23 protein-coding genes are annotated in these 23,563 nt (G+C 30.2%); all 23 read left to right on the forward strand.

Annotation, left to right across the window (positions count from 1 at the left end):
- Positions 1–68: 68 nt before the first annotated feature.
- The 23 genes from ACLR9T_RS00245 (at position 69) to ACLR9T_RS00355 (ending at position 23,559) form a co-directional block, all read left to right on the forward strand.
- Complete coding sequence (locus ACLR9T_RS00245; RefSeq protein ID WP_413107522.1) at positions 69–740, forward strand: response regulator transcription factor; 672 nt, start codon at positions 69–71, stop codon at positions 738–740.
- Entirely contained in the window at positions 737–2,131 is a 1,395-nt protein-coding gene (locus ACLR9T_RS00250) for an ATP-binding protein (RefSeq protein ID WP_413107523.1), read from the forward strand. Before ACLR9T_RS00245 ends, ACLR9T_RS00250 begins: the two co-directional genes overlap by 4 nt.
- Before the next feature lie 3 nt (positions 2,132–2,134).
- Positions 2,135–2,707 (forward strand): xanthine phosphoribosyltransferase, encoded by a 573-nt coding sequence (locus ACLR9T_RS00255; RefSeq protein WP_413107524.1) that lies wholly within the window; start codon positions 2,135–2,137, stop codon positions 2,705–2,707.
- A gap of 16 nt (positions 2,708–2,723) precedes the next feature.
- Positions 2,724–5,669, forward strand: coding sequence for a chromosome segregation protein SMC (locus ACLR9T_RS00260; RefSeq protein ID WP_413107525.1), 2,946 nt, complete (start codon positions 2,724–2,726; stop codon positions 5,667–5,669).
- A gap of 12 nt (positions 5,670–5,681) precedes the next feature.
- Entirely contained in the window at positions 5,682–6,665 is a 984-nt protein-coding gene (gene ftsY, locus ACLR9T_RS00265) for a signal recognition particle-docking protein FtsY (RefSeq protein ID WP_413107526.1), read from the forward strand.
- 1 nt (position 6,666) lies between these two features.
- Positions 6,667–6,996, forward strand: coding sequence for a YlxM family DNA-binding protein (ylxM, locus tag ACLR9T_RS00270; protein WP_413107527.1), 330 nt, complete (start codon positions 6,667–6,669; stop codon positions 6,994–6,996).
- A gap of 12 nt (positions 6,997–7,008) precedes the next feature.
- Positions 7,009–8,400, forward strand: coding sequence for a signal recognition particle protein (ffh, locus tag ACLR9T_RS00275; RefSeq protein ID WP_413107528.1), 1,392 nt, complete (start codon positions 7,009–7,011; stop codon positions 8,398–8,400).
- Positions 8,401–8,493: 93 nt separating this feature from the next.
- On the forward strand, positions 8,494–9,501 hold the full coding sequence (locus ACLR9T_RS00280) for a hypothetical protein (protein WP_413107529.1): 1,008 nt from the start codon (positions 8,494–8,496) through the stop codon (positions 9,499–9,501).
- A gap of 244 nt (positions 9,502–9,745) precedes the next feature.
- Positions 9,746–10,018 (forward strand): 30S ribosomal protein S16, encoded by a 273-nt coding sequence (rpsP, locus tag ACLR9T_RS00285; protein WP_172472670.1) that lies wholly within the window; start codon positions 9,746–9,748, stop codon positions 10,016–10,018.
- A gap of 2 nt (positions 10,019–10,020) precedes the next feature.
- The gene (locus ACLR9T_RS00290) at positions 10,021–10,269 is read left to right on the forward strand and encodes a KH domain-containing protein (protein WP_413107530.1); all 249 of its coding nucleotides are present in this window, start codon (positions 10,021–10,023) and stop codon (positions 10,267–10,269) included.
- A 40-nt stretch (positions 10,270–10,309) separates the two neighbouring features.
- Positions 10,310–10,819, forward strand: coding sequence for a ribosome maturation factor RimM (gene rimM / locus ACLR9T_RS00295; protein WP_413107531.1), 510 nt, complete (start codon positions 10,310–10,312; stop codon positions 10,817–10,819).
- Entirely contained in the window at positions 10,809–11,528 is a 720-nt protein-coding gene (gene trmD / locus ACLR9T_RS00300) for a tRNA (guanosine(37)-N1)-methyltransferase TrmD (RefSeq protein WP_413107532.1), read from the forward strand. The genes rimM and trmD overlap by 11 nt, the downstream gene beginning before the upstream one ends.
- 104 nt (positions 11,529–11,632) lie before the next feature.
- Positions 11,633–11,983 carry a 50S ribosomal protein L19 gene (gene rplS / locus ACLR9T_RS00305; protein WP_413107533.1) on the forward strand — a complete coding sequence of 117 codons (351 nt, stop codon included), beginning with the start codon at positions 11,633–11,635 and terminating at the stop codon, positions 11,981–11,983.
- Between the two features lie 326 nt (positions 11,984–12,309).
- Positions 12,310–12,855 carry a signal peptidase I gene (lepB, locus tag ACLR9T_RS00310; RefSeq protein ID WP_413107534.1) on the forward strand — a complete coding sequence of 182 codons (546 nt, stop codon included), beginning with the start codon at positions 12,310–12,312 and terminating at the stop codon, positions 12,853–12,855.
- An 11-nt stretch (positions 12,856–12,866) separates the two neighbouring features.
- Positions 12,867–13,733, forward strand: a complete 867-nt coding sequence (gene ylqF, locus ACLR9T_RS00315; protein WP_413107535.1) for a ribosome biogenesis GTPase YlqF — start codon at positions 12,867–12,869, stop codon at positions 13,731–13,733.
- On the forward strand, positions 13,720–14,340 hold the full coding sequence (locus ACLR9T_RS00320) for a ribonuclease HII (protein WP_413107536.1): 621 nt from the start codon (positions 13,720–13,722) through the stop codon (positions 14,338–14,340). Before ylqF ends, ACLR9T_RS00320 begins: the two co-directional genes overlap by 14 nt.
- 71 nt (positions 14,341–14,411) lie before the next feature.
- Positions 14,412–15,164 (forward strand): DNA-processing protein DprA, encoded by a 753-nt coding sequence (gene dprA / locus ACLR9T_RS00325; protein WP_413107537.1) that lies wholly within the window; start codon positions 14,412–14,414, stop codon positions 15,162–15,164.
- A 75-nt stretch (positions 15,165–15,239) separates the two neighbouring features.
- Complete coding sequence (gene topA, locus ACLR9T_RS00330) at positions 15,240–17,312, forward strand: type I DNA topoisomerase (protein WP_413107538.1); 2,073 nt, start codon at positions 15,240–15,242, stop codon at positions 17,310–17,312.
- A gap of 61 nt (positions 17,313–17,373) precedes the next feature.
- A complete protein-coding gene (gene trmFO / locus ACLR9T_RS00335; RefSeq protein ID WP_413107539.1) occupies positions 17,374–18,678 on the forward strand; it encodes a methylenetetrahydrofolate--tRNA-(uracil(54)-C(5))-methyltransferase (FADH(2)-oxidizing) TrmFO in 1,305 nt (434 codons plus the stop codon).
- Entirely contained in the window at positions 18,659–19,573 is a 915-nt protein-coding gene (gene xerC / locus ACLR9T_RS00340; RefSeq protein ID WP_413107540.1) for a tyrosine recombinase XerC, read from the forward strand. Before trmFO ends, xerC begins: the two co-directional genes overlap by 20 nt.
- 150 nt (positions 19,574–19,723) lie before the next feature.
- The gene (rpsB, locus tag ACLR9T_RS00345; RefSeq protein ID WP_413107541.1) at positions 19,724–20,584 is read left to right on the forward strand and encodes a 30S ribosomal protein S2; all 861 of its coding nucleotides are present in this window, start codon (positions 19,724–19,726) and stop codon (positions 20,582–20,584) included.
- Positions 20,585–20,650: 66 nt separating this feature from the next.
- Positions 20,651–21,538, forward strand: a complete 888-nt coding sequence (gene tsf / locus ACLR9T_RS00350; protein ID WP_413107542.1) for a translation elongation factor Ts — start codon at positions 20,651–20,653, stop codon at positions 21,536–21,538.
- 644 nt (positions 21,539–22,182) lie between these two features.
- Entirely contained in the window at positions 22,183–23,559 is a 1,377-nt protein-coding gene (locus tag ACLR9T_RS00355; protein ID WP_413107543.1) for a hypothetical protein, read from the forward strand.
- Positions 23,560–23,563: the final 4 nt, after the last annotated feature.

Raw genomic sequence — 23,563 nt, forward strand, 5'->3', positions numbered from 1 at the left:
TACTTGGGGTTTGACTATATTTACAATATAAATTATGTTATAATCTTACAATGAATTGAGGTGTTTATATGAAACCAAGAGTATTGGTAGTTGATGATGAAAAGGATATTAGGGAATTGATTGGATTTTATTTAAATAAAGAAGGTTTTGAAATGTTAGAAGCCAGTAATGGTGAAGAAGCGTTAGAAATTTTTGAAAATGAATATGTTGATTTGGGAATTATTGATGTCATGATGCCAGTAATGGATGGATTTGAGCTAGTTGAGAATTTAAAGGAGTTCAAAGATGTTCCTGTAATCATGTTGACAGCTAAAGGTGAAAGTAAAGATAAACTCCGTGGTTTTTCAGTAGGGGCTGATGATTATGTAGTAAAACCGTTTGATCCTACTGAATTGATGGCTCGTGTAAGAGCAGTGTTAAAAAGATATAGTGTAAATACGTCAAATATCATTAAATTAAATGAAGTTGAATTTGATGGAGAAAAATATGAAATTCGTTATCATGAAGAAACAATTCATTTACCATTAAAACAATTTGAATTAGTATTTGAGTTAGCTAAACATCCTGATCAAATTTTTAGCCGCGAACAGTTAATTGAAAAAATATGGGGAATGGATTATGATGGTTTTGATCGTACCGTTGATGTACATATAAAAAGAGTTCGTGAAAATTTAGGTCATTTACCAGGCTTTAAAGTTGTTACCGTAAGAGGGCTTGGATATAAGGTAGAAGTTGAATGATGAAATCTATTTATGGTAAATTAATTTGTGGTTTTTTAATTACCATAGTTTTTAGCTTTTCAGTTGCCGGATATGTAGCTTTAAGAAGTAATTATGATCAAATTGCAGATATGGCACAGAATGAGTTGAGTGCGACAAGTGAATACGTTGTAGGGATTTTAAATAGTCTAGAGGATGCTAATATTAATGATATCATGAATCAGTATGCAGTTAGTTCAGAAGTTAACATTACACTATATTCACCAAGTTATGGATATTATACATATGGTGGTAATAAATATGCTCCATCTAAAGAGACGATGGTTAAATATTATTATGATGATAGTAAAAATGGCTGTTATGCTGAACAGAAAAGTATTCAGTCATATGGTAGTAAGACGAATATAAAAGACATGGATGTATATGTTTATGTTCAGAAAGATACAAGTTATGAAAAAAGTATTTTTGCAAATTCAGCTGTACTTATTTTAGGATGTGTGTTTTTATCAGGAAATTTAGTATTTATTGCGATTGCTGATATTATTGTTAAACCAATTACACGTCTAACCAATGCAACTAAGGAGCTGTCTAAAGGTAATTATAGTGTACGAGTAAATTATGTTGGTGATGATGAGATATCAAGGTTAAATCAGGGGTTTAATCAAATGGCTCAGCAGTTAGCTAAGCAAGAGGAAACTAGACAAAAGTTTATATCAGATATTTCTCATGAATTTCAAACACCATTAACTGCAATTCAGGGATTTGCTAATATTTTAAAAGAGGAAGATTTACCAAAAGAACAACGTCAAAAATATGCTGATATTATTTTATTTCATTCTAAACGTTTGTCAACGTTATCAAAAAATATGTTACAATTAACTCTTTTAGAACGTGAGGAAGTTGAATTAGAGTTTACGACTTTTTCTATTGTTGAACAATTATCAAGGGTAATTTCAACTCAAGAAAACCAGGCGATTTTAAAGGATATTGAGATTGAATTTGAGAAACCTCGAAAGGATATCATGGTATGCGGTGATGAACAGCGATTAGAACAAGTATGGATAAATATTATTTCAAATGCAATCAAATATACTGATAACGGTGGATTGATTACGATAAGAATTAAAAAAACTTCTAGAGAAGTTGAAGTTTCGATAGAGGACACAGGACATGGAATGTCAAAAGAAGTTATTTCGCATATATTTGAACGATTTTATCGTGAAGATAAAGCTCGTTCAGTTGAAGGCAATGGACTGGGGTTATCAATTGTTAAATCTATTATTGATTTACATCATGGAAATATTGATGTTATTTCACAAGTTGATGTGGGGACAACCTTTATTATAAAATTACCAAATGAACGCAAATCTTTTGATTTAAAAGAAAAATTGTCATTGAATAGGAAGGATTAATACATGGAATTATTAAAACAAAGAATTTTAAAAGATGGTATTGTAATTATGCCCAATATACTTAGAGTTGATAGTTTTTTGAACCATCAAATCGACTGCTCGTTATATCGTGAAATTGCCAAAGAATTTAAAGAGCGCTATAAAGATTCTAATATTAATAAAATATTAACAATTGAAGCTTCAGGAATCGGAATTGCTTTAGCAACAGCTTTTGAATTTGATGATGCACCAGTGGTTTTCGCAAAAAAAGGTACTGCAAAAACAACAAGTACACATTATTATAGTTCTAAAGTACATTCATTTACTAAAGGAATTGATTACGATGCAATAGTGAGTAAAAAATATTTAAGTGAAGATGATAACATTTTAATTATAGATGATTTTTTAGCTAATGGACAAGCTGTTTTAGGAATGATCGATATTGTCAATCAAGCTAAAGCCACAGTTGCCGGGGTTGGAATCGTAGTTGAAAAGGGATTTCAAGATGGACGGAAACTAATTGAAAATAGAGGATATCGTGTTGAATCTTTAGCAATTATTGATGATTTTAAAGATGGAACAGTAATTTTAAGATAATGAAAAGGGGATATAAATGTATTTAAAAAGAATTGAATTACATGGTTTTAAATCATTTGCCGATAAAGTTAATGTTGAATTCCAACCAGGAATTACAGGAATTGTTGGACCTAATGGTTGTGGTAAATCAAATATCTCTGATGCTGTTAGATGGGTACTTGGAGAACAATCAGTCAAATCGTTACGTGGAGCTAATATGTCTGATGTCATTTTTGCAGGAAGTGAAGATCGTCGTGCTCAAAATTTAGCCGAGGTTACACTTGTTTTTGATAATAGCGACCGTTTTATGAAATATGATTATAATGAAGTAGAGATTACAAGACGCCTCTATCGTCAGAATAATGAAGCTGAGTATTTAATCAATAAACAGCAATGTCGTTTGAAAGATATTGTGGATTTGATTATGGATACTGGGTTAGGTCGAGATTCTTTATCAATTATTTCACAAGGTAATATTTCTAGTTTTGCTGATAGTAAACCAGAAGAACGAAGAGGAATCTTTGAAGAAGCTGCGGGAGTTTCTAAATATAAGAAGCGTAAATTAGAGTCAATTCGTAAATTGGAAAGAACTAAGGAAAATCTAGAACGAATCGGTGATATTGTAGTAGAGTTAGAAAAACAGGTTGGTCCCTTAAAAAGACAGAAAGATAAAGCAGAGAAGTATTTAGCTTTAAAAGATAAATTAACTGCAATTGAAGTTAATGTTTTAATCAGTGAAATAAGTGAAGCTAAAAAAGCTCTTGACGAACTAAGTAAATCAATAAAAGATTTAAATGAACGACAGATATCTTTGGAAACTGATATTCAGTTGAAAGAAAATAATAATGATGAAATAAAGAAAAAAATGTTTTCGTTAGATCAAGAAGTTAATGTGCTGCAAACTAAATTATTAGAAGCTGTATCTAATGTTTCTAAATTAGAAACTGCTAAAGTAGAGGTTGATCAAAAAAGAAAACATGCTTTAGAAACACTAAGTAAAGAAAATTTACAAGAAAATATAGCTAATATGAAAGCTATTTTAAGTGATATTGTTAATGAGTATAATGATCGTGTAGAACGTTTAGAAAATACTGAAAAAGAGTTAAACGAAGTAATTGAAAATCAAGGAAATAGAAATAAACGATTGGCTAAATTAAAAGAGGAAATAGAATATTTAGCTAGTGAAATTAATAAAAATAAGTCACGAAAAGAAATTCTAATCGATGCAGTTGAAAATAAATCAAATTATCATCATGGAATTAAAACAGTCCTATCACTTGCAAAAAGCAATAAGAATATTATTGGTGTTTTAGGTGATTTGATTACTACTCAAGAAGGATATGAACTGGCTATATCTTCTGCTTTAGCTGGAGCTCTAGAGTTTATTGTTACAACTGATGATTTAACTGCACGTGAAACAATTAAATTTTTACGTGATAATAAAGCTGGTCGAGCAACTTTTTTGCCGGTTAGTACAATGAAGCCACGTGAGGTTCGTGAAGAACATCTGATTGTAAGTAAGACAATGGATGGTTATCTTGGGGTGGCTAGTGATTTTGTTAGTTACGATGATAAAATTAATAGTATTGTATTAAATCAATTAGGAAATATTATTGTTGCTAAAAATATAGATGCAGCTAATGAGATCAGTAAAGCAACATTTTCTCGTTATAAGATCGTTTCCTTAGATGGTGATGTAGTTAATGTTGGTGGTTCTTTAACTGGTGGTAGTTTTAATAAACGTAAGTCATCTTTGGTTCAAAAAAGAGAACTTGAAGAAGTTGCTATTGCTTTAGAAAAGCAAGAAAAAGAATATGCAAGTAAACGTAATGAGCATAATGTACTAGATAATGAAATTAAAGAAGTCTCTCATGCTTTGTTACAAAAACAGATGGCTTATGCAAAATTAGAGGTTGTTGTACAAGGCAAAAGAGAAGAGTTAATTAAAGCGAAGTCTGAATACGAATCATTGTCAGATCAAGGTGTAGAATTAGAGGATTTTGCAAGTGGTAAAACTGAGAGTAAATTAATAAATCAATTGAATGAAGCAATTAAATATCGGGATGATTTAACTGAAGAAATTAAATCTAAACGGGAACTTAGGATGTCTTATGTTAATCAAAATGAGGCTTTAGATGTAGAATTAAGAGAATATCGTAAAGATTTAAAAGATGTTCAAAATGAAGTTAATAGTAGTGCTATTAAAGCAACTAAACTAGAAACAATGTTAAATAATCATTTAACTCGTTTAAATGATGAATATCGAATGACTTATGAATATGCTGTGGAACAATATCAAGAAGAAATCAATGTTGAACAGGCTAAGTTAGAAGTTTATGAATTACGAACTAAAATAACAAGATTGGGAAATGTTAATATTGATGCTATTGAAGAATATAAAACAGTTAGTGAAAGATTTGAAAATATGAATCGTCAGCGAATTGATTTAATTCAAGCCCAAGACAGTATTTTAGAAGCAATTAGGGAAATGGATGAAATCATGGTTGAGCGTTTCTCTGATACTTTTGAAAAAATAAATTTGGAATTTAATACAGTATTTAGGAGTTTATTTGGTGGTGGAAAGGCTAAAATAAAGTATACTGATCCAGCAAATATTTTAGAGACAGGTATTGATATTGATGTTCAGCCACCAGGTAAAGCAGTGCAAAATATAACTTTATTTTCTGGTGGTGAAAAGGCATTGATTGCTATATCATGCTTATTTGCAATATTAAGGGTTAGACCGATTCCAATGTGTATTTTAGATGAGGTTGAAGCAGCTTTAGATATCGCAAATGTTGAAAGGTTTGCTAAGTATCTAAAAGAGTTTTCAGGAACGACCCAATTTATTGTAGTTACGCATCGTGAAGGAACAATGGAGGAATGTGATTTGCTTTATGGAGCAACAATGCAACAAAAAGGGGTTACTAAATTAGTAAGCGTTAAATTAGAAGAGGCAATTGATTTAACTGATCCAAGTTAGGAGGAATTTTAGATGGGATTTTTTAGTAAGGTTAAAGAGAAGTTTGTTGGTAAGTCAGCTAAGCAAAATGATAAGTATGTAGCAGGACTAGATCGCTCAAATGCTACTTTTTCTGATCGAATCAATGAACTAGCAGCTAGATTTAGAGAAATCAATGATGAGTATTTTGAAGAATTAGAAAATATTTTAATTATGTCTGATGTTGGAGTTTCAATGGTAATGAAGATCGTTGATGAAATTAAAAATGAAGTACGTTTACAAAATATTACCAGTCCTAAAGAAATTAATGAAATAATTGTTGATAAAATGTTTGTAATTTATGCAAACGATAGTGTCATGACAACTAAAATAAATTATGCAGATGAAGGGTTGACAGTAATTTTAATGGTTGGAGTAAATGGTGCTGGTAAAACGACTACAATCGGTAAATTAGCTAATCGTATTACCAAAGATGAAGGCAAGAAAGTTATGGTGGCAGCTGGAGATACTTTTAGGGCAGGAGCAATTGACCAATTAGCTGTTTGGGCAGGAAGAGTTGGTGTTGAAATTGTTAAAGGTCGTGAAGGTGGCGATCCTTCAGCAGTAGTCTTTGATGCTTTAAAGCAGGCTAAAGAAAAGAATGTTGATGTTTTGATTTGTGATACAGCTGGACGTTTACAAAATAAAGTCAATTTAATGAAGGAATTAGAAAAAATGAATCGTATCATTAAACGTGAAGTACCTGATGCGCCTCATGAAACTTTATTAGTTATTGATGCGACAACGGGCCAAAATGGTGTTAGTCAAGCAGTTGAATTTTCAAAAATCACTGATGTAACAGGCTTAGTTTTAACAAAAATGGATGGAACTGCAAAAGGTGGAATAGTATTGTCAATTAAAGATCAATTAAATTTACCAGTTAAATTTATTGGACTAGGTGAAAAGGTTGATGATTTACAAGAATTTGATTTAGATCAATATATTTATGGTTTATGTAAGAATTTAGTAGAGGAGTAACATGGAATCTAGTTTGGAAAAGAAACAGAGAGTAAACTTATTGATGGATTGTTATGGTGATTTATTGACAGAAAAACAGCAGATATATTTAGATTATTATTATCATAATGATTATTCACTTTCGGAAATTGCAGAAATATTAGATGTTAGTCGTAATGCGGTTTTTGATAATTTGAAAAAAGCGGTGCATTTATTAGAAAATTATGAAGAAAAGTTAGAATTAATGAAAAAACATCAAGAAAGACTTGACTTAATTCAAAGAATTGAAGAAGATATATCTAGTGAACATAAAGAAATAGAAGAATACTTAGATTTACTAAGGAAGATATAGGAAGGGGTAATTATGGCTTTTGATTCATTATCAGAACGTCTGCAGGGGACATTAAAGAAAGTCTCTGGACAAGGGCGTTTAACAGAAAAAAATATGGAAGAAATGCTAAGTGAGATTCGTTTAGCATTATTAGAAGCGGATGTAAACTTTCAAGTTGTAAAAGAGTTTATTGCTTCAACTAAAGAAAAGGCTTTAGGACAAGATGTCTTAGGGTCATTAAAACCAGGACAGGTAGTAGTAAAGATAGTTCATGATGAATTAGTTGAATTATTAGGAACTAGTGTTGCTACAATTGACTACGATAAAAAACCTACTGTTATTATGATGGTTGGTTTACAAGGGTCAGGTAAAACTACTACAGCTGGTAAGATTGCTAATTTAATTAGTAAAAAGCATGCGAAAAAACCATTGCTGGTAGCAGCTGATATTTATCGTCCTGCTGCAGTTGATCAGTTGAAAACATTAGGTGAACAGTTAAATGTTCCAGTTTATGAAAAAGGAACTTCTCAATCAGCTGAATCAATTGTTGAAGAAGCAATGCGTTTTGCCCGCGAAAACAATAATGATGTAATCATTATTGATACTGCAGGTCGTTTACATATTGATGAACCTTTGATGAAAGAGTTATCAAATATTAAACAAATTGCACATCCACATGAAATCCTTTTGGTAGTAGATGCTCTTACAGGACAAGATATTGTTAATGTTGCAAGTTCATTTAATGAACAATTAAGTATTACAGGGGCAGTTTTAACAAAATTAGATGGGGACTCTCGTGGTGGAGGAGCTTTATCTATTCGACATATTACCCATGTACCAATTAAATTTATTGGGACTGGTGAAAAATTAGATGCTATTGATTTATTTTATCCAGATCGTATGGCTGATCGTATTCTTGGAATGGGAGATGTTGTATCTTTAGTAGAAAAAGTTCAAGATGTCTATGATGAAAAAGATACGATGAGAACTTATAAGCGAATGCAATCGGGGCAATTTGGTCTTGATGATATGCTTTCACAAATGCAGCAGATAAGAAAATTAGGACCTCTTTCTGGAGTGTTAAAAATGATTCCTGGAATGCCTAAAATTCCTAAACTTAATGATGAGGATTCAGATCGTAAGTTAAAAGAAACTGAATCAATTATCTTTTCAATGACAAAAGAAGAACGACGTGACCCTAGCGTAATTAATCTAGCTCGAAAAGAAAGAATTGCAAAGGGATGTGGAAAAGACATTGCTGCAATTAATCGCTTATTAAAACAATTTGAAGAATCTAAAAAAATGATGAAAATGTTAGGGAATTTTGATCCTGAAACAGGAATGCCAACACAAAAACCTAAAAATACTAAAATGTTTGATCCAAACCGTAAAAAAGTCCGTCATAAAAAGAAAAAGAAAAAATAAATTTGAGATATCAGTATATATCTGATATCTTTTCTGTTTTTGTGGTAGAATGTAAATAATATATGTTTTAAAATTAATAAGTGAGGAATAGTTATGAAGAAATTATTACTGTTGTTAATACTTACAGCTATTTTTATTACTGGTTGTATAAGTAGCAGCAATGATAAAGAAGCAAAATATATAATCATATATAATGATGCTCATAATTTAAAAACAGATGAGCCTAAAGCGTATATGGATTTATATGACCAAGATGGAAAACTTATTAGCAATCAAGAATATCAAAATTATATTCAACGAATTCAAGAAGATGATAAAGAAATATTTTTGTATGGGGATCATAAAGATATTTTAATTTATAATAAGGATAAAAAAGATTTTTCTATAGCTAAGACAAGTATAGCTAATATTGAGCAATTAAATCTATGTGAAAATGATTATTTGATTCACCGAAATTTAGGCTATCATGATGAAACTAAGTTATCTTATGATTTAGAGGCAATTTTATATGATCGTAAACATCAGGAATTACAACATTATGATATGTTAGATGTAGAGGAACAAATAGTTGATGCAAAGATGACTTCGAATATCGTTGTTTTGTTTACTGATGGCTTAAATGAGATGGCTCCTATACATAGGGCACATATTTTAGATAAGGAAAGTGGTAAAGAATTAACGGTAGAGACATTTGAAAATCCTTATGAAGCTCATGTTTCTTTAATAGAAAATGATAATATTTATTATTTATGTAATCAGGGAATAAAAGATATAAATAATCAGAAGATATATACTTTTCCTGAAGAAATTATAAAGCTGCTTGATGATGTTGAAAATGTAAGTATTGATATGATTGATAATATATGGTATTTAACAATTGATAAGGATAATTATGTTGTTAAAAATAAGATTGAAGAGAAAAATGAGATTATTTTTAGTCATTTAAATAGTAAAGGGAATTTTTTGGCAGCCGTAAAGAGCAAAGATAGAAAGATTAATTTTTATAAGATAAATGATAATATGCAAGAAACAAAATTACCAATTAAGTCGATTAAAATTAAAGATGATAATAAAGTATTTTCAATGATTATTGAATTATAATTTTTTTATTGGCAGTAAAGTAAATCTGATAAAAATAAACTTATTAATTCATTATTTTGTCTGATTAGATATTAATGTTTAATCTTTTGGTTATTAAAAAACGGATAATGGTTTTAATAACAAGGTCGATTTTAGTAATTACAAATTTAATATTTAAATAAATTGAGGTGTCAAGTAAAAAAACTTGACACCTTTAAAATGATATGTTAAAGTGTACAAGTAAATTAATTAGGAGGAAATATAAATGGCAGTAAAATTAAGATTAATCAGAATGGGTGCTAAGAAAGCTCCTTTCTATAGAATTGTAGCAGCAGATTCTAGAGCTCCAAGAGATGGACGTTTTATCGAAATGTTAGGAACTTATAATCCTTGTACTAATCCTGCACAAGTTACAATCAAAGAAGAAGAAGTATTAAAATGGTTAAACAATGGTGCACAACCATCAGATACAGTTAAAAACTTATTATCTAAACAAGGAATTATGAAAAAGTTTGCTGATTCAAAATTAGGTAAATAATTATGGATTATGCTAAGATTCTTAAAGATATCGCAATTGAATTAGTTGAAGACAAAGAGCATTTAGAAGTGCGTGAAATGCCTTCTTTAGAAGATAATGTGGTTGTTTTGCATGTGTATTCGGCTCAATCTGATATTGCTAGATTAATTGGTCGCAAAGGAATGATGGCTAATTCAATTAGACAATTAATGTCAGTAGCTGGTCGTAAGACTAATAAGAAACTAGATATTAAGTTTGAATCGTATGAATAATGATAGATGTGCATAGCACATCTATTTTTTTGGAGGAAAAATGGATAAAATTAAGATTGGTAAAATTGTGGGAACACATGGTTTAAAAGGTGAAGTTAAAATTAGGTCTAGTAGTGATTTTAGTGAGGAAAGATTTAAAAAAGGGAATTTTTTAATTGTTAGATATCAAGAAAATGATATTGAGTTAGAGATTGTTTCTTCTAGAGTTCACAAGAGTAATTATTTGATTTCTTTTAAAGATAATCAAGATATTAATTTAGTTGAAAAGTTTATTGGATCTTTTGTTTATGGTTTTAAGGATAAAGAGTTGTTGGATGATGATGAATACTTTTATGATGATTTAATTGGATTAGAGGTTAGTAGTACAGATGGTAAAATGATTGGAGCTGTTACATCAATTTATGATAATGGACGCCATGATATCTTAAATATTGATCATAATGGTAAAAATGTTGCTATTCCTTATGTAGATGCTTTTATTAAAAGTGTTGATATGGATAATAAGATAATCACTGTAGAATTGATTAAGGGGCTAATTGATGAAGATTGATATTTTAACATTATTCCCAGAAATGTTTACTGGTTTTTTAAATACCTCAATCATAAAAAGAGCGATTGATAAGGAACTTGTTGAAGTTAAATTACATGATTTTAGAGAGTTTTCTAAAGATAAGCATAAACATGTAGATGATTATCCTTATGGTGGTGGACAGGGCATGGTATTGATGTGCGAACCAATTATAGAATGTTTAAAGACTCTTATTACTGATGATAGTATTGTCATTTTAATGTCCCCTCAAGGTTTAACGTTGAATCATGGTTTAGCAGTTGAGTTATCTTATAAGAAGCATTTAATTATCATATGTGGACATTATGAAGGGTTTGATGAAAGAATTAGAGATTACGTTGATATGGAAGTATCGATTGGTGATTATGTGCTGACAGGTGGAGAATTAGGCAGTATGGTTGTTAGTGATGCTATTATTCGTTTACTTGAAGGTGCAATAAAAGAGGATAGTCATCAGGATGATTCTTTTAGTCATGGATTATTAGAATATCCGCAATATACTCGTCCACAATGTTATGATGGAAATGCGGTACCAGAAGTATTGTTAAGTGGACATCATGAAAATATTCGTAAATGGCGAAAGTATCAGTCATTGAAAAAAACCTATTTAAAAAGACCTGATTTATTACGATCATATCAATTTGATAAAGAAAGTTTAGAAATGATGAAAAAAATCAAAGAAAATGATTGATTTTTACAATATATTTCTTTATAATAAAAAAGTCGCGAGACTGCAGATGTTCCGCTGGTTAATCGAATGAACATTTAAGACAAATTTGCTAAAGGAGAATAAAAATGAATTTACAATTAGTAGAACAAATTACTAAAAAACAATTAAGAAATGATATTCCTCAATTTAAAGCTGGGGACACATTAAAAGTATTTGTAAAAATTAAAGAAGGTGACAAATTCCGTATTCAGTTATTTGAAGGGGTTTGTATTGCAAGAAAAGGTAGCGGTATTTCTGAAACATTTACAGTAAGAAAAATCTCATATCAAGTTGGTGTTGAAAGAACTTTCCCTATACATACACCAATTATTGATCATATTGAAGTAGTTAAAGTTGGTAAAGTACGTCGTGCTAAACTTCACTATTTACGTGGTTTATCTGGTAAAGCTGCTAGAATTAAAGAAATTAGAAAATAAGAAACGGATACCCGTTTCTTTTTTATTAAAAATATATAGATATAATTTTTTAAACGACATTAATCTTATTAAACTAATGATTATTATTTATAAAAATATTTAGTTAAAAAGTCTATATTATCATATTTGCTGATGTTTAAATCTTGTATTATAACCATAAAAAATTGATGTTTTTATGGTTGTAATATAATAAATATAAAAATAAAACTGTTTACAAATATTAAAAAAGCAGATATTATTTTAGTAATGGAAAAATTTTTTAATTAGGTTGAACTGGATGGTATATCTTTTTCTATTTCGATAATAACTTTGTAGGAGGCTTTGTAATGGCAAAGAATAAGGAACTAATCAAGTTTTCACTTGAAATGATAGCGGTTATAGCTATTGCTGCTGTGGTTTTTACTAAAATTGTAATTCCTGTACGTGTTGATGGGGAAAGTATGTATCCTACTTTACATGATAAAGATACTGCTATTGTAAATGCCTTATATTTAAGTAAAAGTGATATAAAAAGATTTGATATTATTGTTTTAAGATGTGATAAATTAGATAAAGATATTGTTAAACGAGTAATTGGTTTACCAGGAGATACAGTTGTTTTTAAAGATGATAAATTATATATCAATGGTACATATTATTCAGAGGACTATCTAGATAAAAAATATATTGAAGAAGCAAAGGAAAGATATAGCACAGAATTATTTACTAATGATTTTGAAATTACTTTAGAAGATGATGAAATTTTTGTGCTTGGAGATAATCGACTTCGTTCCGCTGATTCAAGAACACTTGGAACATTCAAATATAGCGATATTATTGGTAAAAAAGGGATTATAATATATCCGTTTAGTAATATGAAGTTTATTAGTTAGGGAGGTAAAGTATGTCAAAACAGATTCAATGGTTTCCTGGACACATGGCCAAAGCACGAAGAGAAATTAGTGAAAAGATAAAATTGATTGATATTGTTATTGAACTGGTGGATGCAAGAGCACCGCTTTCTTCTAAAAATCCAATGTTTGATCAGATTTGTAATAACAAGCCAAGATTAATTGTAATGACTAAAAAGGATTTAGCTGATGAAAGAATAACAGCTAGATGGATAGAATATTTTAAAAAGAAAAATATAGATGCAATATGTGTTAATTTGAAGAATTTTAATGAGTATCAGTTAGTTATTAATGTATGCAAAGAAATTTTAAAAGAAAAGATGGAACGAGAAGCTAAACGGGGATTAAAACCACGGGCGATGCGGGCGATGGTGTTAGGAATTCCAAATGTTGGAAAATCCACATTTATTAATCGTTTAGCTAAGCGTAAAGCAACAGTTACAGGTAATCGTCCTGGTGTAACTAAGGCACAGCAAATTATTCGTGTTGATAAAGATTTTGAATTATTTGACACACCAGGAGTATTATGGCCACGGTTTGAAGATATCAAGATAGCTCGAAATATTGCTTTGATTGGATCGATTAAACAAGATATTTTACCATTAGATGAGCTATTTATATATGCGGTTAAATATTTAGAAACAGTCTATCCAAAAAAAGTGACTGATCGTTATGAAATTGAGATTGATTTTAATGATAATTGGGTAGAAAAAGCCTATGATGATATTGCTAAAAATCGTAAAATAAAACCGGTTCGTGGTTATACTGATTATGACCGTGTAATGGAAGTTTTTTTTAATGATATTTTTGATGGCAGTATGGGAGAGATAACATGGGAGAGACCAGATGAAACGCTATGAATATGAGGCTAAATATTATCAAGAAGGTTATGATTATATAATTGGTTTAGATGAAGCGGGTCGGGGACCAATGGCTGGTGAGCTGGTAGTTGCAGGCGTTATTTTTCCAAAAGGTTTTTATGATGAAAGAATCAATGATTCTAAACAGCTTTCGGAGAAAAAACGCGAGGAATTATATACTCTAGTGATTGATAATGCTTTAGCTTATGATATAGAAATCATAAGTGTTGAGGATGTTGATGAACTTAATGTATATCAAGCAAGTAAGCAGGGAATGGAAAGATGTTTAGAAAATTTAAAACGTGAAAATATGTTTGCGTTAAGTGATGCCATGCCCTTAAATTATATACATCATGAAGCAATTATTAAAGGTGATGCCAAAAGTATTTCAATTGGTGCAGCAAGTATCTTAGCTAAAGTAACAAGAGATAAATTAATGAAGGAATATGCAAAGATATATCCTGAATATGGTTTTGATAAGCACAAGGGCTATGTTACCAAGATGCATAAAGAAGCGATTGAAAAATATGGAGTTTGCCCAATTCATCGTAAATCTTTTGCACCTGTTCAAAGAATTCTTAATAAACAAATGTCATTTGATTTATAAAAATGACATTTGTTTATTTTTTTGCAGTAATCACGGATTTGTTGAGGTAAAAGATAATGAGGTGATAAGTAATGGAGGAAATTCTATTATATTTTTCGTTAAAATATCAAGGAGACTTTGATAAAATATATCAAGCTTTGGAGCGAAAAGAAAAAGTAGATAATTTATTAAAGGAAAAGTTATTAAAAAGTTTAAAATCGCAATATACAACCATAATATCAGAAGATTATCCTAGTTCATTAAAAGAAATCAGCTGTCCACCATTTGTCTTATTCTATTATGGTGATTTAACGTTGACTGCTACTAAGTGTATTGGTGTTATAGGGATGCGTCACCCTAGCGACTATGGAATCGAAGTGACAAAAGTAATGGTGGCCAGCTTAACCAAAGAAAATTATACAATTGTAAGTGGTTTGGCTTTGGGAATAGATGTAATCGCACATAAAAGTGCAATGAACAATCTAGGTAAAACAATTGCAGTTCTAGGTAGTGGGATCGATTATTGCTATCCATTAAAAAACAAGTCAGTATATCAGGCAATGAAAAATAATCAGTTGGTTATTAGCGAATATCCTGGTAATTTAGTACCAAAGAAAATTAATTTTCCTCGAAGAAACCGCATAATTTCAGGGTTGAGTGAATCTATATTAGTAACCGAAGCAAATAAACATAGCGGAACAATGATTACAGTTGGCCATGCTTTAGAGCAAGGAAAAGATATTTATTGTATTCCTGGTAGAATAGATGATGCTTTGGGGTGTAACCATTTGATTCAGCAAGGTGCAAAATTGGTTATGAATATAAATGATATTATTGATGATTAAATACTTTTTTTAAATTTTTATTGACAAAAGAATAAAAAACACTAATAATTGTGTTATTCGTGTGGAGGAAATGAAATGAGCAAAAAAATAGTTATTGTCGAATCGCCATCAAAATCCAAAACAATTGAAAAATATTTAGGAAGTGATTATATTGTTACTTCCTCAAAAGGTCATGTTAGGGATTTGGCTACCTCTGGAAAAGAGGGATTAGGAGTAGATGTTGAAAATAAATTTACACCTAAGTATGTAATAAATAAAGATAAACGCGATGTTGTTAAAGAATTAAAACAATTAGTAAAAGAGTCGGACGATATATATTTAGCAACTGACCCTGATCGTGAGGGCGAAGCGATATCATGGCATTTAGCACAAGTGTTAAATGTTGATATGGATAAAGAAAATCGGGTCGTTTTTAATGAGGTAACTAAAGATGCAGTAGTTGATGCCTTGAGTCATCCTCGTAAAATTGATCAAAATTTAGTTAAATCACAGGAAACAAGAAGAGTTCTTGATCGAATCATTGGATTTAAATTATCAAAATTATTACAAAAAAAGATTAAATCTAAAAGTGCTGGACGTGTTCAGTCTGTTGCTTTGCGTTTGATTGTTGAAAAAGAACGTGAGATTGAAGCTTTTGTTCCTCAAGAATATTGGAAGATCAAAGCTGAGTTTGAAAAAGACGAAATTGAATTTACTGGTGAGCTTGCTAAATATAATAATAAGAAATTAGAAATTAAAAATGGCGAAGAAGCAAGTGCGATTTATGAATCTTTAAATAAAGAATTTGAAATTACAAATGTAAAAAAGACTACTAAGAAAAGAGAATCAAAACCTCCTTTTATTACATCTACATTACAGCAAGAAGCTTCATCTAAACTTGGTTATAAGGCAAGAAGAACGATGTCAATTGCTCAAAAACTTTATGAAGGGATAACATTAGAGGATGAAACTGTTGGTTTGATTACGTATATGCGTACAGATTCAACAAGGTTATCTGATTCATTTGTAAGTAGTGCTCAAGAATACATTAATGAAAAATATGGTAAAGATTATGTTGGTAAAGTAAAAGTTAGTAAAAAGACTGAAAATGTTCAAGATGCTCATGAAGGGATTCGTCCTACAAGTGCATTAAGAACACCAGAAAGTGTGAAAGAATTTTTAAAGCCGGAAGAGTATAAATTGTATGCTTTAATCTATGCTCGGGCTATGGCTTCATTAATGGCACCTGCTAAATTTGATGCAACTTCTGTTTCTATGATGAATAATGGTTATGAATTCAAGACTAGTGGTTCAGTAATTAAATTTGATGGATATCTAAGGATCTATGGTGATTATGAAAAGCAAAGTAATGAATTATTACCAATGCTTTCGGAAAAAGAAATGCTGGAAAGTAAGAAAATTGAAAAGAGTCAACATTTTACTAAACCGCCAGCTCGATATAGTGAAGCTAAATTGATAAAAGAAATGGAAGAATTGGGAATTGGGCGTCCAAGTACGTATGCAATGATTATTGATACGATTCAAACTAGAGGATATGTCGAATTGATTGAAAAAGCCTTTAAACCAACTGAATCGGGTATTTTAACAAGTGATCGTTTGACTCAATACTTTAATGATATTATCAATGTTGAATATACTGCTAAAATGGAGCATGAATTAGATGATATTGCTGAAGGTGAAGATGATTATGTTAGTGCTTTGCAAAGTTTTATGGATATCTTTCAACCATTGTTAGATAATGCTTATGATAAGATGGAGGTCATTGCTCCAAAGAAAACAGGTGAGCAGTGTCCTGAATGTGGCCATGATCTAGTTGAGCGCAAAGGACGTTATGGAACTTTTGTAGCTTGTGAAAATTATCCAGAATGCAAATATGTAAAAAAAGATCCTGTAGAGATTGAGTATACTGGTGAAGATTGTCCTAAATGTGGCAGTAAGATGGTCTTTAAAAATGGTCGTTTTGGACGCTTTGAAGCATGTTCGAATTATCCAGAATGTAAATATATTAAAAATTCAAAGAAAAAGGAACCTGTTATGACTGATGAAACATGTCCTAATTGTGGAGCGCCAGTTGTAATTAAGCAGGGACGTTGGGGTGAATTTAAGGCCTGTTCGAATTATCCAAAATGTAAAACAATAATTAAGTAGAACGTAAAGTTCTACTTTTGTTTTCAAATTAGAAATGATAAACTATAGAAGGTGATAAAAAATGGAAAAAATAGTAAATATAATTGGGGCAGGATTAGCTGGTGTAGAAGCTTGTCATCAATTAGTAAAAAGAGGATATAAAGTGCGTTTATATGAAATGCGTCCTAAAAAAATGACACCAGCACACCATAGTGAAAATTTTGCTGAATTAGTTTGTTCAAACTCTTTACGAGCTGATGGAACAGGTAATGCTGTAGGAGTTTTAAAAGCAGAAATGGAGATGATGGATAGTATCGTTATTAAATTTGCAAGAATGCACCAAGTTCCAGCTGGAGGAGCATTAGCAGTAGATCGTGATAATTTTTCAAAGGCGATAACAGATTATATTGTTAATCATCCCCTAGTAGAGGTAATTCACGAAGAAGTGACAGAATTTCCGGAGGGTAAGACGATTATTGCTTCTGGGCCTTTAACTAGTGATAGCTTATCTAATGCAATAAAGGATAAATTGGGTGAAGATTATTTTTACTTTTTTGATGCTGCAGCGCCAATCGTTACCAAAGAAAGTATTAACTTTGATATTGCTTATTATAAATCGCGTTATGATAAGGGGGATAACGAATACATAAATTGTCCAATGAATGAAGAACAGTTTGAAATTTTTTATGATGCATTGATTAATGCAAAAGTAGTAAAATCAAAAGATTTTGAAGAAAAATTTTTTGAAGGCTGCATGCCTTTTGAAGAAATGGCTAGACGAGGGAAACAGACTTTATTATTTGGCCCAATGAAACCTGTTGGATTAACCGCTCCTGATGGAACACGACCATATGCTGTAGTACAATTACGCCAAGATAATGTTCAAGCGAGTTTATATAATATTGTCGGTTTTCAAACCCATCTTACCTGGCCAGAACAAAAAAGAATCATTCAAATGATTCCAGGACTTGAAAATGCAAGTTTTGTTCGTTATGGAGTAATGCATCGAAATAGTTTTATATGTTCACCTAAACATTTATTGAATACATATCAGCTAAAGACTTATCCAGATATATTTATGGCTGGTCAAATTACTGGTGTTGAAGGATATGTGGAATCTGCCCAAAGTGGAATGGTAGCAGGGATGAATATGGTAAGGATGTTAGAAGATAAAGAGATGCTGGTTTTTCCTGATGAGACAGTTATGGGTTCTTTAGCTAAATATATTACAAATGCTTCTAGTGATAATTTTCAGCCAATGAAAGCAAATTTTGGAATTTTACCCGATTTTCCGGTTCGTATAAAAAAGAAAGAACGGAAAGAAGCTTACGCTACTCGGGCATTAGATACAATGAAAAAATTTGTGAATGAAAATGAACTTGGATAAACTAGCCAATCAATATCTTGAATATCTTCAATATCAACGACATTATTCAATTAAAACAATTGAATCATATAATCGTCAAATCAAGCATTTTATTTGTTTTTTAAATCAAGAAGCAATTGAGGATTATAATGATGTTAGTTATTTGATGTTACGAGGTTATTTAACAAAATTATATGAAGAAAATTTAGCTAAAACATCAATCAATCATAAATTGAGTGCTTTACGTAGTTTTTTTAACTATCTGTTAAAAGAAGAATTAATTGCGGATAATCCATTTTTATTGATTGAGTCCCAAAAAACAATTCAGCGTAATCCCGATTTTCTTTTTTTAGAAGAGATGATTGATTTATTGGAAAGCATTGAAACCAAAGATGATTTAGGTATTCGCAATAAAGCAATGTTAGAATTGATGTATGCTTCAGGGTTGCGATGTTCAGAAGTTGTTAATCTGCAAATATCTAATATTGACCTTGATCAAATGATTTTATTGATTCATGGAAAAGGAAATAAAGATCGTTATGTTCCATTTCATGAATATGCTCGTGATTGGCTGATAAGGTATATTGAAGATGCTCGTACAAATTTAATGATTAAAAATGAGGGTCACAGTTTTGTTTTTGTTAATAAATTTGGTAATCCCCTAACAAATCGTGGAGTTGAAGATATCGTTGATCGGGTAACTCGACAATATGATTCAACTAAAAAGATACATCCTCATACTATTCGTCATTCTTTTGCAACGCATTTATTAAATGCAGGAGCTGATATTAGAACGGTGCAGGAACTTTTAGGACATGAAAATTTAGCTACAACACAAATATATACTCATATTACAAAAGATCATTTAAAAGAGGTGTATTTGAATGCGCATCCACGAAGTAAAGAAAAAGTATGAAAATCAAAAAAATGCTTGTATAGCTCGCTTTTTTATGATAAAATATGTCAGGTATGAAAAATACACACATTATGAATTCACTTATCTAGTGCCTGCTTGGGTGATAAGTGTTCGAAATAATGGAGGAAAAACAAAAAGGAGGAAGTTACAATGTCAGTAATTTCAATGAAAAAATTATTAGAAGTAGGTGTTCATTTTGGACATCAAACAAAAAGATGGAATCCTAAAATGGCTCCATACATCTTTACAGCAAGAAATGGAATTTACATTATTGATTTACAAAAATCATCTAAAAAAATTGATGAAGCTTATAAAGCAATGAATGAAATCGCTGCTAAGGGTGGAAAAGTATTATTTGTTGGTACTAAAAAACAAGCTCAAGAAGCTGTAAAAGAAGAAGCAATCCGTTCAGAAAGTTTCTATGTTAATTCTCGCTGGTTAGGGGGAACTTTAACAAACTTTAAAACAATTCAAAAAAGAATTAGAAGATTAATTGAATTAGAAAAAATGGAAGCTGATGGTACTTTTGAAGTATTGCCTAAAAAAGAAGTTATTTTACTTAAAAAAGAAGCAGCTAAGTTAGAAAAGAACTTAGGTGGTATCAAAGAAATGAGAAGATTACCTAATGCTTTATTCGTTGTTGATCCAAAAGCTGAACATAATGCAGTTGCTGAAGCAAGAATCTTAGGAATTCCTGTATTTGGTATCGTTGATACTAACTGTGATCCTGATGAAGTTGATTATGTTATCCCAGCTAATGATGATGCAATCAGAGCTGTTAAATTAATTGTTGCTGCAATGGCTGATGCAATCTGTGAAGCTAAAAATGAACCTTTAACTGTAGCGTATATTAAAGATGAAGATGATAAAGAAGTGTCTATGAATGATGCAATCACTTCAGTTGAAAACAATCAAAGAAGAGCTCCTAGAAATAAAGGTGGAAGACCTAATCCTAGAAGAAACAATGCTCCAAGACCAAATAAAGATAACACAGCTGGAACTGAAAAATAATTCTGTAGAATAAGGGAAAGCATGGCTTTTCCTTTTTAAATAAAAATACATAAAGGAGATAATAAAATGGCAATTAGTGCAAAATTAGTAAAAGAATTACGTGAAAAAACTGGTGCTGGAATGATGGACTGTAAAAAAGCTTTGGAAGCTTGTGATGGTGATATTGAAAAATCATTTGACTGGTTAAGAGAAAAAGGAATCGCTAAAGCTGCTAAAAAAGCTGATCGTATTGCTGCAGAAGGATTATCAGCTTTTGTAGTAGATGGAGATACTGCGGCAATCGTTGAAGTAAATTCTGAAACAGATTTCGTTGCTAAAAACGCGGAATTCCAAGGTTTAGTTAAAATGATTTGTGAAACTATCGCATCTAACAAACCAGCTGATTTAACTGCAGCATTAAATATTGAACTAGATGGTAAAAATTTAGAAACAGTTATTGCAGAAGCTAGCGGTAAAATTGGTGAAAAATTAAGTCTTAGAAGATTTGAAGTATTAACTAAAGAAGCTGATGAAGTATTCGGTGCTTATTCTCATATGGGTGGAAAAATGACAGCTATCGTTAAAGTTGCTAATTCTACTGCTGAAAAAGCTCGTGATATTGCTATGCATGTCGCTGCTTCAAATCCTCAATATATTGATAGAACTGCTATTCCTCAAGAAGTATTGGATCATGAATTAGCAGTATTAAAAGCTCAAGCAATGGAAGAAAATGCTCAAGCTGCTAAACCTAAACCAGAAAATATTATTGAAAAAATGGTTGAAGGTAGATTAAATAAAAACTTAAAAGAAATGTGTTTGGTTGATCAGGAATTTATTAAAAATCCTGATGAAACTGTAGCTAAATTCTTAGGTGAAGGTAAAGTTTTAAGTATGGTAAGATTCCAAGTTGGTGAAGGAATGGAAAAAAGAGAAGAAAACTTTGCTGAAGAAGTAGCTGCTCAAATGAAGGGTTAATTTTATATAAAAGGTTTACAGTTTATTCTGTAAACCTTTTTTGTTGCCCTATATTAATGATAAACTTAAAACTAAGTGGTAAAAATCCAACTGTAGAGATTTCTTGCTACTGATTACTAGCTAAAGATAAGTGTATATCTTAAAGTGTGAATGAAATGAAGCTGGATATAAACGTCTGATTTAACGAATAGAAACTATATCTGAGAAGATAAGATGGTACAATATATTTAAGTGTAATAGTATAACAAGGCTATAAGCAGTGTAAAGAAATTTTTATTATGGAAGGCCTTTAGAACATGTTGTATGATGTAGTAATGATTAAGATAATCATTTTAAGGGGTCAATTTAAAAGATTAAGAATATTAATCATCATTGGTGTTATGTTAGTCTATGAACATAGCATCAAATCAATGATAGATTGGAAATGAACTGGATTATTATTTATTTCGTGTATTAAACAGTTTGATGTTAAGTGCATGAGATTTTAATTTTTAGCATTTGTTTAACTATGAAAGCAAGTTATCGTAAGAAGAGTACTTTTAATACGTAAAATGTTTTAGTGTTAATAGCTTATAAATAATTTAAATGATATAATTTTTGGTAAAGATTGTTTATTGTACATATAAGAAGCAGGGGAAAGATTAATGAAGAACAAAATCCAAATATCATTGAAAAAAAAATTAATTTACGGGATAGTTATTTCAATTATATTATCAACAATTTTTATATATCAGCATAATGAAGAAAAAAAGAAACAGAACAAACTTCAAATGCTCAGTGATAAATACTATGGAAAAAGTGTAATAGAATATCAGCGTCAAGCGTTTTCTAAAGCTCTTATGTATATAGATAAAGCTATTAGTTATGTGAAGAATGAAAAAAATTATCAATTACGTGTGACGATCAATCAGAGCTTGATAGATATAGATGCAATGATTAACGATTATACAAATCTAATTAAATTAAATAATCAGGATACTGCTTATTTTAATGACCGGGGGAATTTATATTTATCAAAAAATAATTATGAAAAAGCGATAGCTGATTTTGAAAATTCATTAAAATTAAAATTAGAACAAGAAAGTATTATCAAATTATTACAAAATACTTATATGCAAATTGAAAAATACGATAAAGCTTATCAATGGGCACAAAAATTATATCAGTTAAATAATAATGAAGAAAATTATTTACTTTATCTACAAGCTGGCTACTTTAACAAAAAATATGATGAAATTTTAAAGGATGCTTTAAAATCATATCAAAGTAAACCAAGTGATGCTTTAGCAACAATAGTAGCTAATTGTTATTATCAAAAGGGTAAGTATCCAAAGGCTTTGGAATATTATAATTTAATTAATGAAAAAAGTAGTGAGATTTATTTATTGATGGGCTATGCTAGTTATTTAAATGAAGATTATCAAAAAGCAAAAGAGTATTTATTATTAAGCAATAATCAAGATGAAAGTGTATTGGCAATGATTAATGGTTGTGATCAGTATTTAAATAATAGAGGGGAAGAATTAGCTAAATCTAAATTTTTAGATGAAAACGGTAATTTTGTTAATGACTATTACAAATATTTAGCATATGAATATTATAATCAGAATGATTATTTACAAACAATTAAATATTTATTAATTTATTTAGAAAAAACAAATGATGCTAGTCAGTATTTTGTATTAGCAAATTGTTATAATTTAATCGAAAATTATGATGAAGCAATTACTTACTATAGTAAATCAATTGATCATAAACTAGAGAGTGGTAACTGTTATTATAATCGAGGAATAATTTATTTAAATAAACAGCAGTATCAAAATGCCGTTACCGATTTTGAACATAGTTATGAATTAAATATAAAACCTGATTATTCTAAATATAATCAAGGAATAGCGTATATGAATATGTCTAAATTTAAAGAATCAACACAGTGCTTTTTAAAGGTAGTTGCAATAAGTAGTGATCAAGATCTAATTACAAAAGCAAAAGATATTTTATCAAGATATTATGTTTCATAAACGA

The organism is Thomasclavelia sp. (assembly GCF_047249845.1).
Classification (GTDB): Bacteria; Bacillota_I; Bacilli_A; order Erysipelotrichales; family Coprobacillaceae; genus Thomasclavelia.

What these genes read in the sequence shown, in the direction of transcription:
- rplS (WP_413107533.1), top strand. Translation starts at nt 11,633, where the DNA reads ATGAATTTACAATTAGTAGAACAAATTACTAAAAAACAATTAAGAAAT.
- ACLR9T_RS00355 (WP_413107543.1), top strand. Translation starts at nt 22,183, where the DNA reads ATGAAGAACAAAATCCAAATATCATTGAAAAAAAAATTAATTTACGGG.
- rimM (WP_413107531.1), top strand. Translation starts at nt 10,310, where the DNA reads ATGGATAAAATTAAGATTGGTAAAATTGTGGGAACACATGGTTTAAAA.
- ACLR9T_RS00320 (WP_413107536.1), top strand. Translation starts at nt 13,720, where the DNA reads ATGAAACGCTATGAATATGAGGCTAAATATTATCAAGAAGGTTATGAT.
- xerC (WP_413107540.1), top strand. Translation starts at nt 18,659, where the DNA reads ATGAAAATGAACTTGGATAAACTAGCCAATCAATATCTTGAATATCTT.
- ylxM (WP_413107527.1), top strand. Translation starts at nt 6,667, where the DNA reads ATGGAATCTAGTTTGGAAAAGAAACAGAGAGTAAACTTATTGATGGAT.
- ACLR9T_RS00245 (WP_413107522.1), top strand. Translation starts at nt 69, where the DNA reads ATGAAACCAAGAGTATTGGTAGTTGATGATGAAAAGGATATTAGGGAA.
- tsf (WP_413107542.1), top strand. Translation starts at nt 20,651, where the DNA reads ATGGCAATTAGTGCAAAATTAGTAAAAGAATTACGTGAAAAAACTGGT.
- trmD (WP_413107532.1), top strand. Translation starts at nt 10,809, where the DNA reads ATGAAGATTGATATTTTAACATTATTCCCAGAAATGTTTACTGGTTTT.
- ftsY (WP_413107526.1), top strand. Translation starts at nt 5,682, where the DNA reads ATGGGATTTTTTAGTAAGGTTAAAGAGAAGTTTGTTGGTAAGTCAGCT.
- ffh (WP_413107528.1), top strand. Translation starts at nt 7,009, where the DNA reads ATGGCTTTTGATTCATTATCAGAACGTCTGCAGGGGACATTAAAGAAA.
- ACLR9T_RS00255 (WP_413107524.1), top strand. Translation starts at nt 2,135, where the DNA reads ATGGAATTATTAAAACAAAGAATTTTAAAAGATGGTATTGTAATTATG.
- dprA (WP_413107537.1), top strand. Translation starts at nt 14,412, where the DNA reads ATGGAGGAAATTCTATTATATTTTTCGTTAAAATATCAAGGAGACTTT.
- rpsB (WP_413107541.1), top strand. Translation starts at nt 19,724, where the DNA reads ATGTCAGTAATTTCAATGAAAAAATTATTAGAAGTAGGTGTTCATTTT.
- ACLR9T_RS00260 (WP_413107525.1), top strand. Translation starts at nt 2,724, where the DNA reads ATGTATTTAAAAAGAATTGAATTACATGGTTTTAAATCATTTGCCGAT.
- ACLR9T_RS00250 (WP_413107523.1), top strand. Translation starts at nt 737, where the DNA reads ATGATGAAATCTATTTATGGTAAATTAATTTGTGGTTTTTTAATTACC.
- ACLR9T_RS00280 (WP_413107529.1), top strand. Translation starts at nt 8,494, where the DNA reads ATGAAGAAATTATTACTGTTGTTAATACTTACAGCTATTTTTATTACT.
- topA (WP_413107538.1), top strand. Translation starts at nt 15,240, where the DNA reads ATGAGCAAAAAAATAGTTATTGTCGAATCGCCATCAAAATCCAAAACA.
- ylqF (WP_413107535.1), top strand. Translation starts at nt 12,867, where the DNA reads ATGTCAAAACAGATTCAATGGTTTCCTGGACACATGGCCAAAGCACGA.
- rpsP (WP_172472670.1), top strand. Translation starts at nt 9,746, where the DNA reads ATGGCAGTAAAATTAAGATTAATCAGAATGGGTGCTAAGAAAGCTCCT.
- ACLR9T_RS00290 (WP_413107530.1), top strand. Translation starts at nt 10,021, where the DNA reads ATGGATTATGCTAAGATTCTTAAAGATATCGCAATTGAATTAGTTGAA.
- lepB (WP_413107534.1), top strand. Translation starts at nt 12,310, where the DNA reads ATGGCAAAGAATAAGGAACTAATCAAGTTTTCACTTGAAATGATAGCG.
- trmFO (WP_413107539.1), top strand. Translation starts at nt 17,374, where the DNA reads ATGGAAAAAATAGTAAATATAATTGGGGCAGGATTAGCTGGTGTAGAA.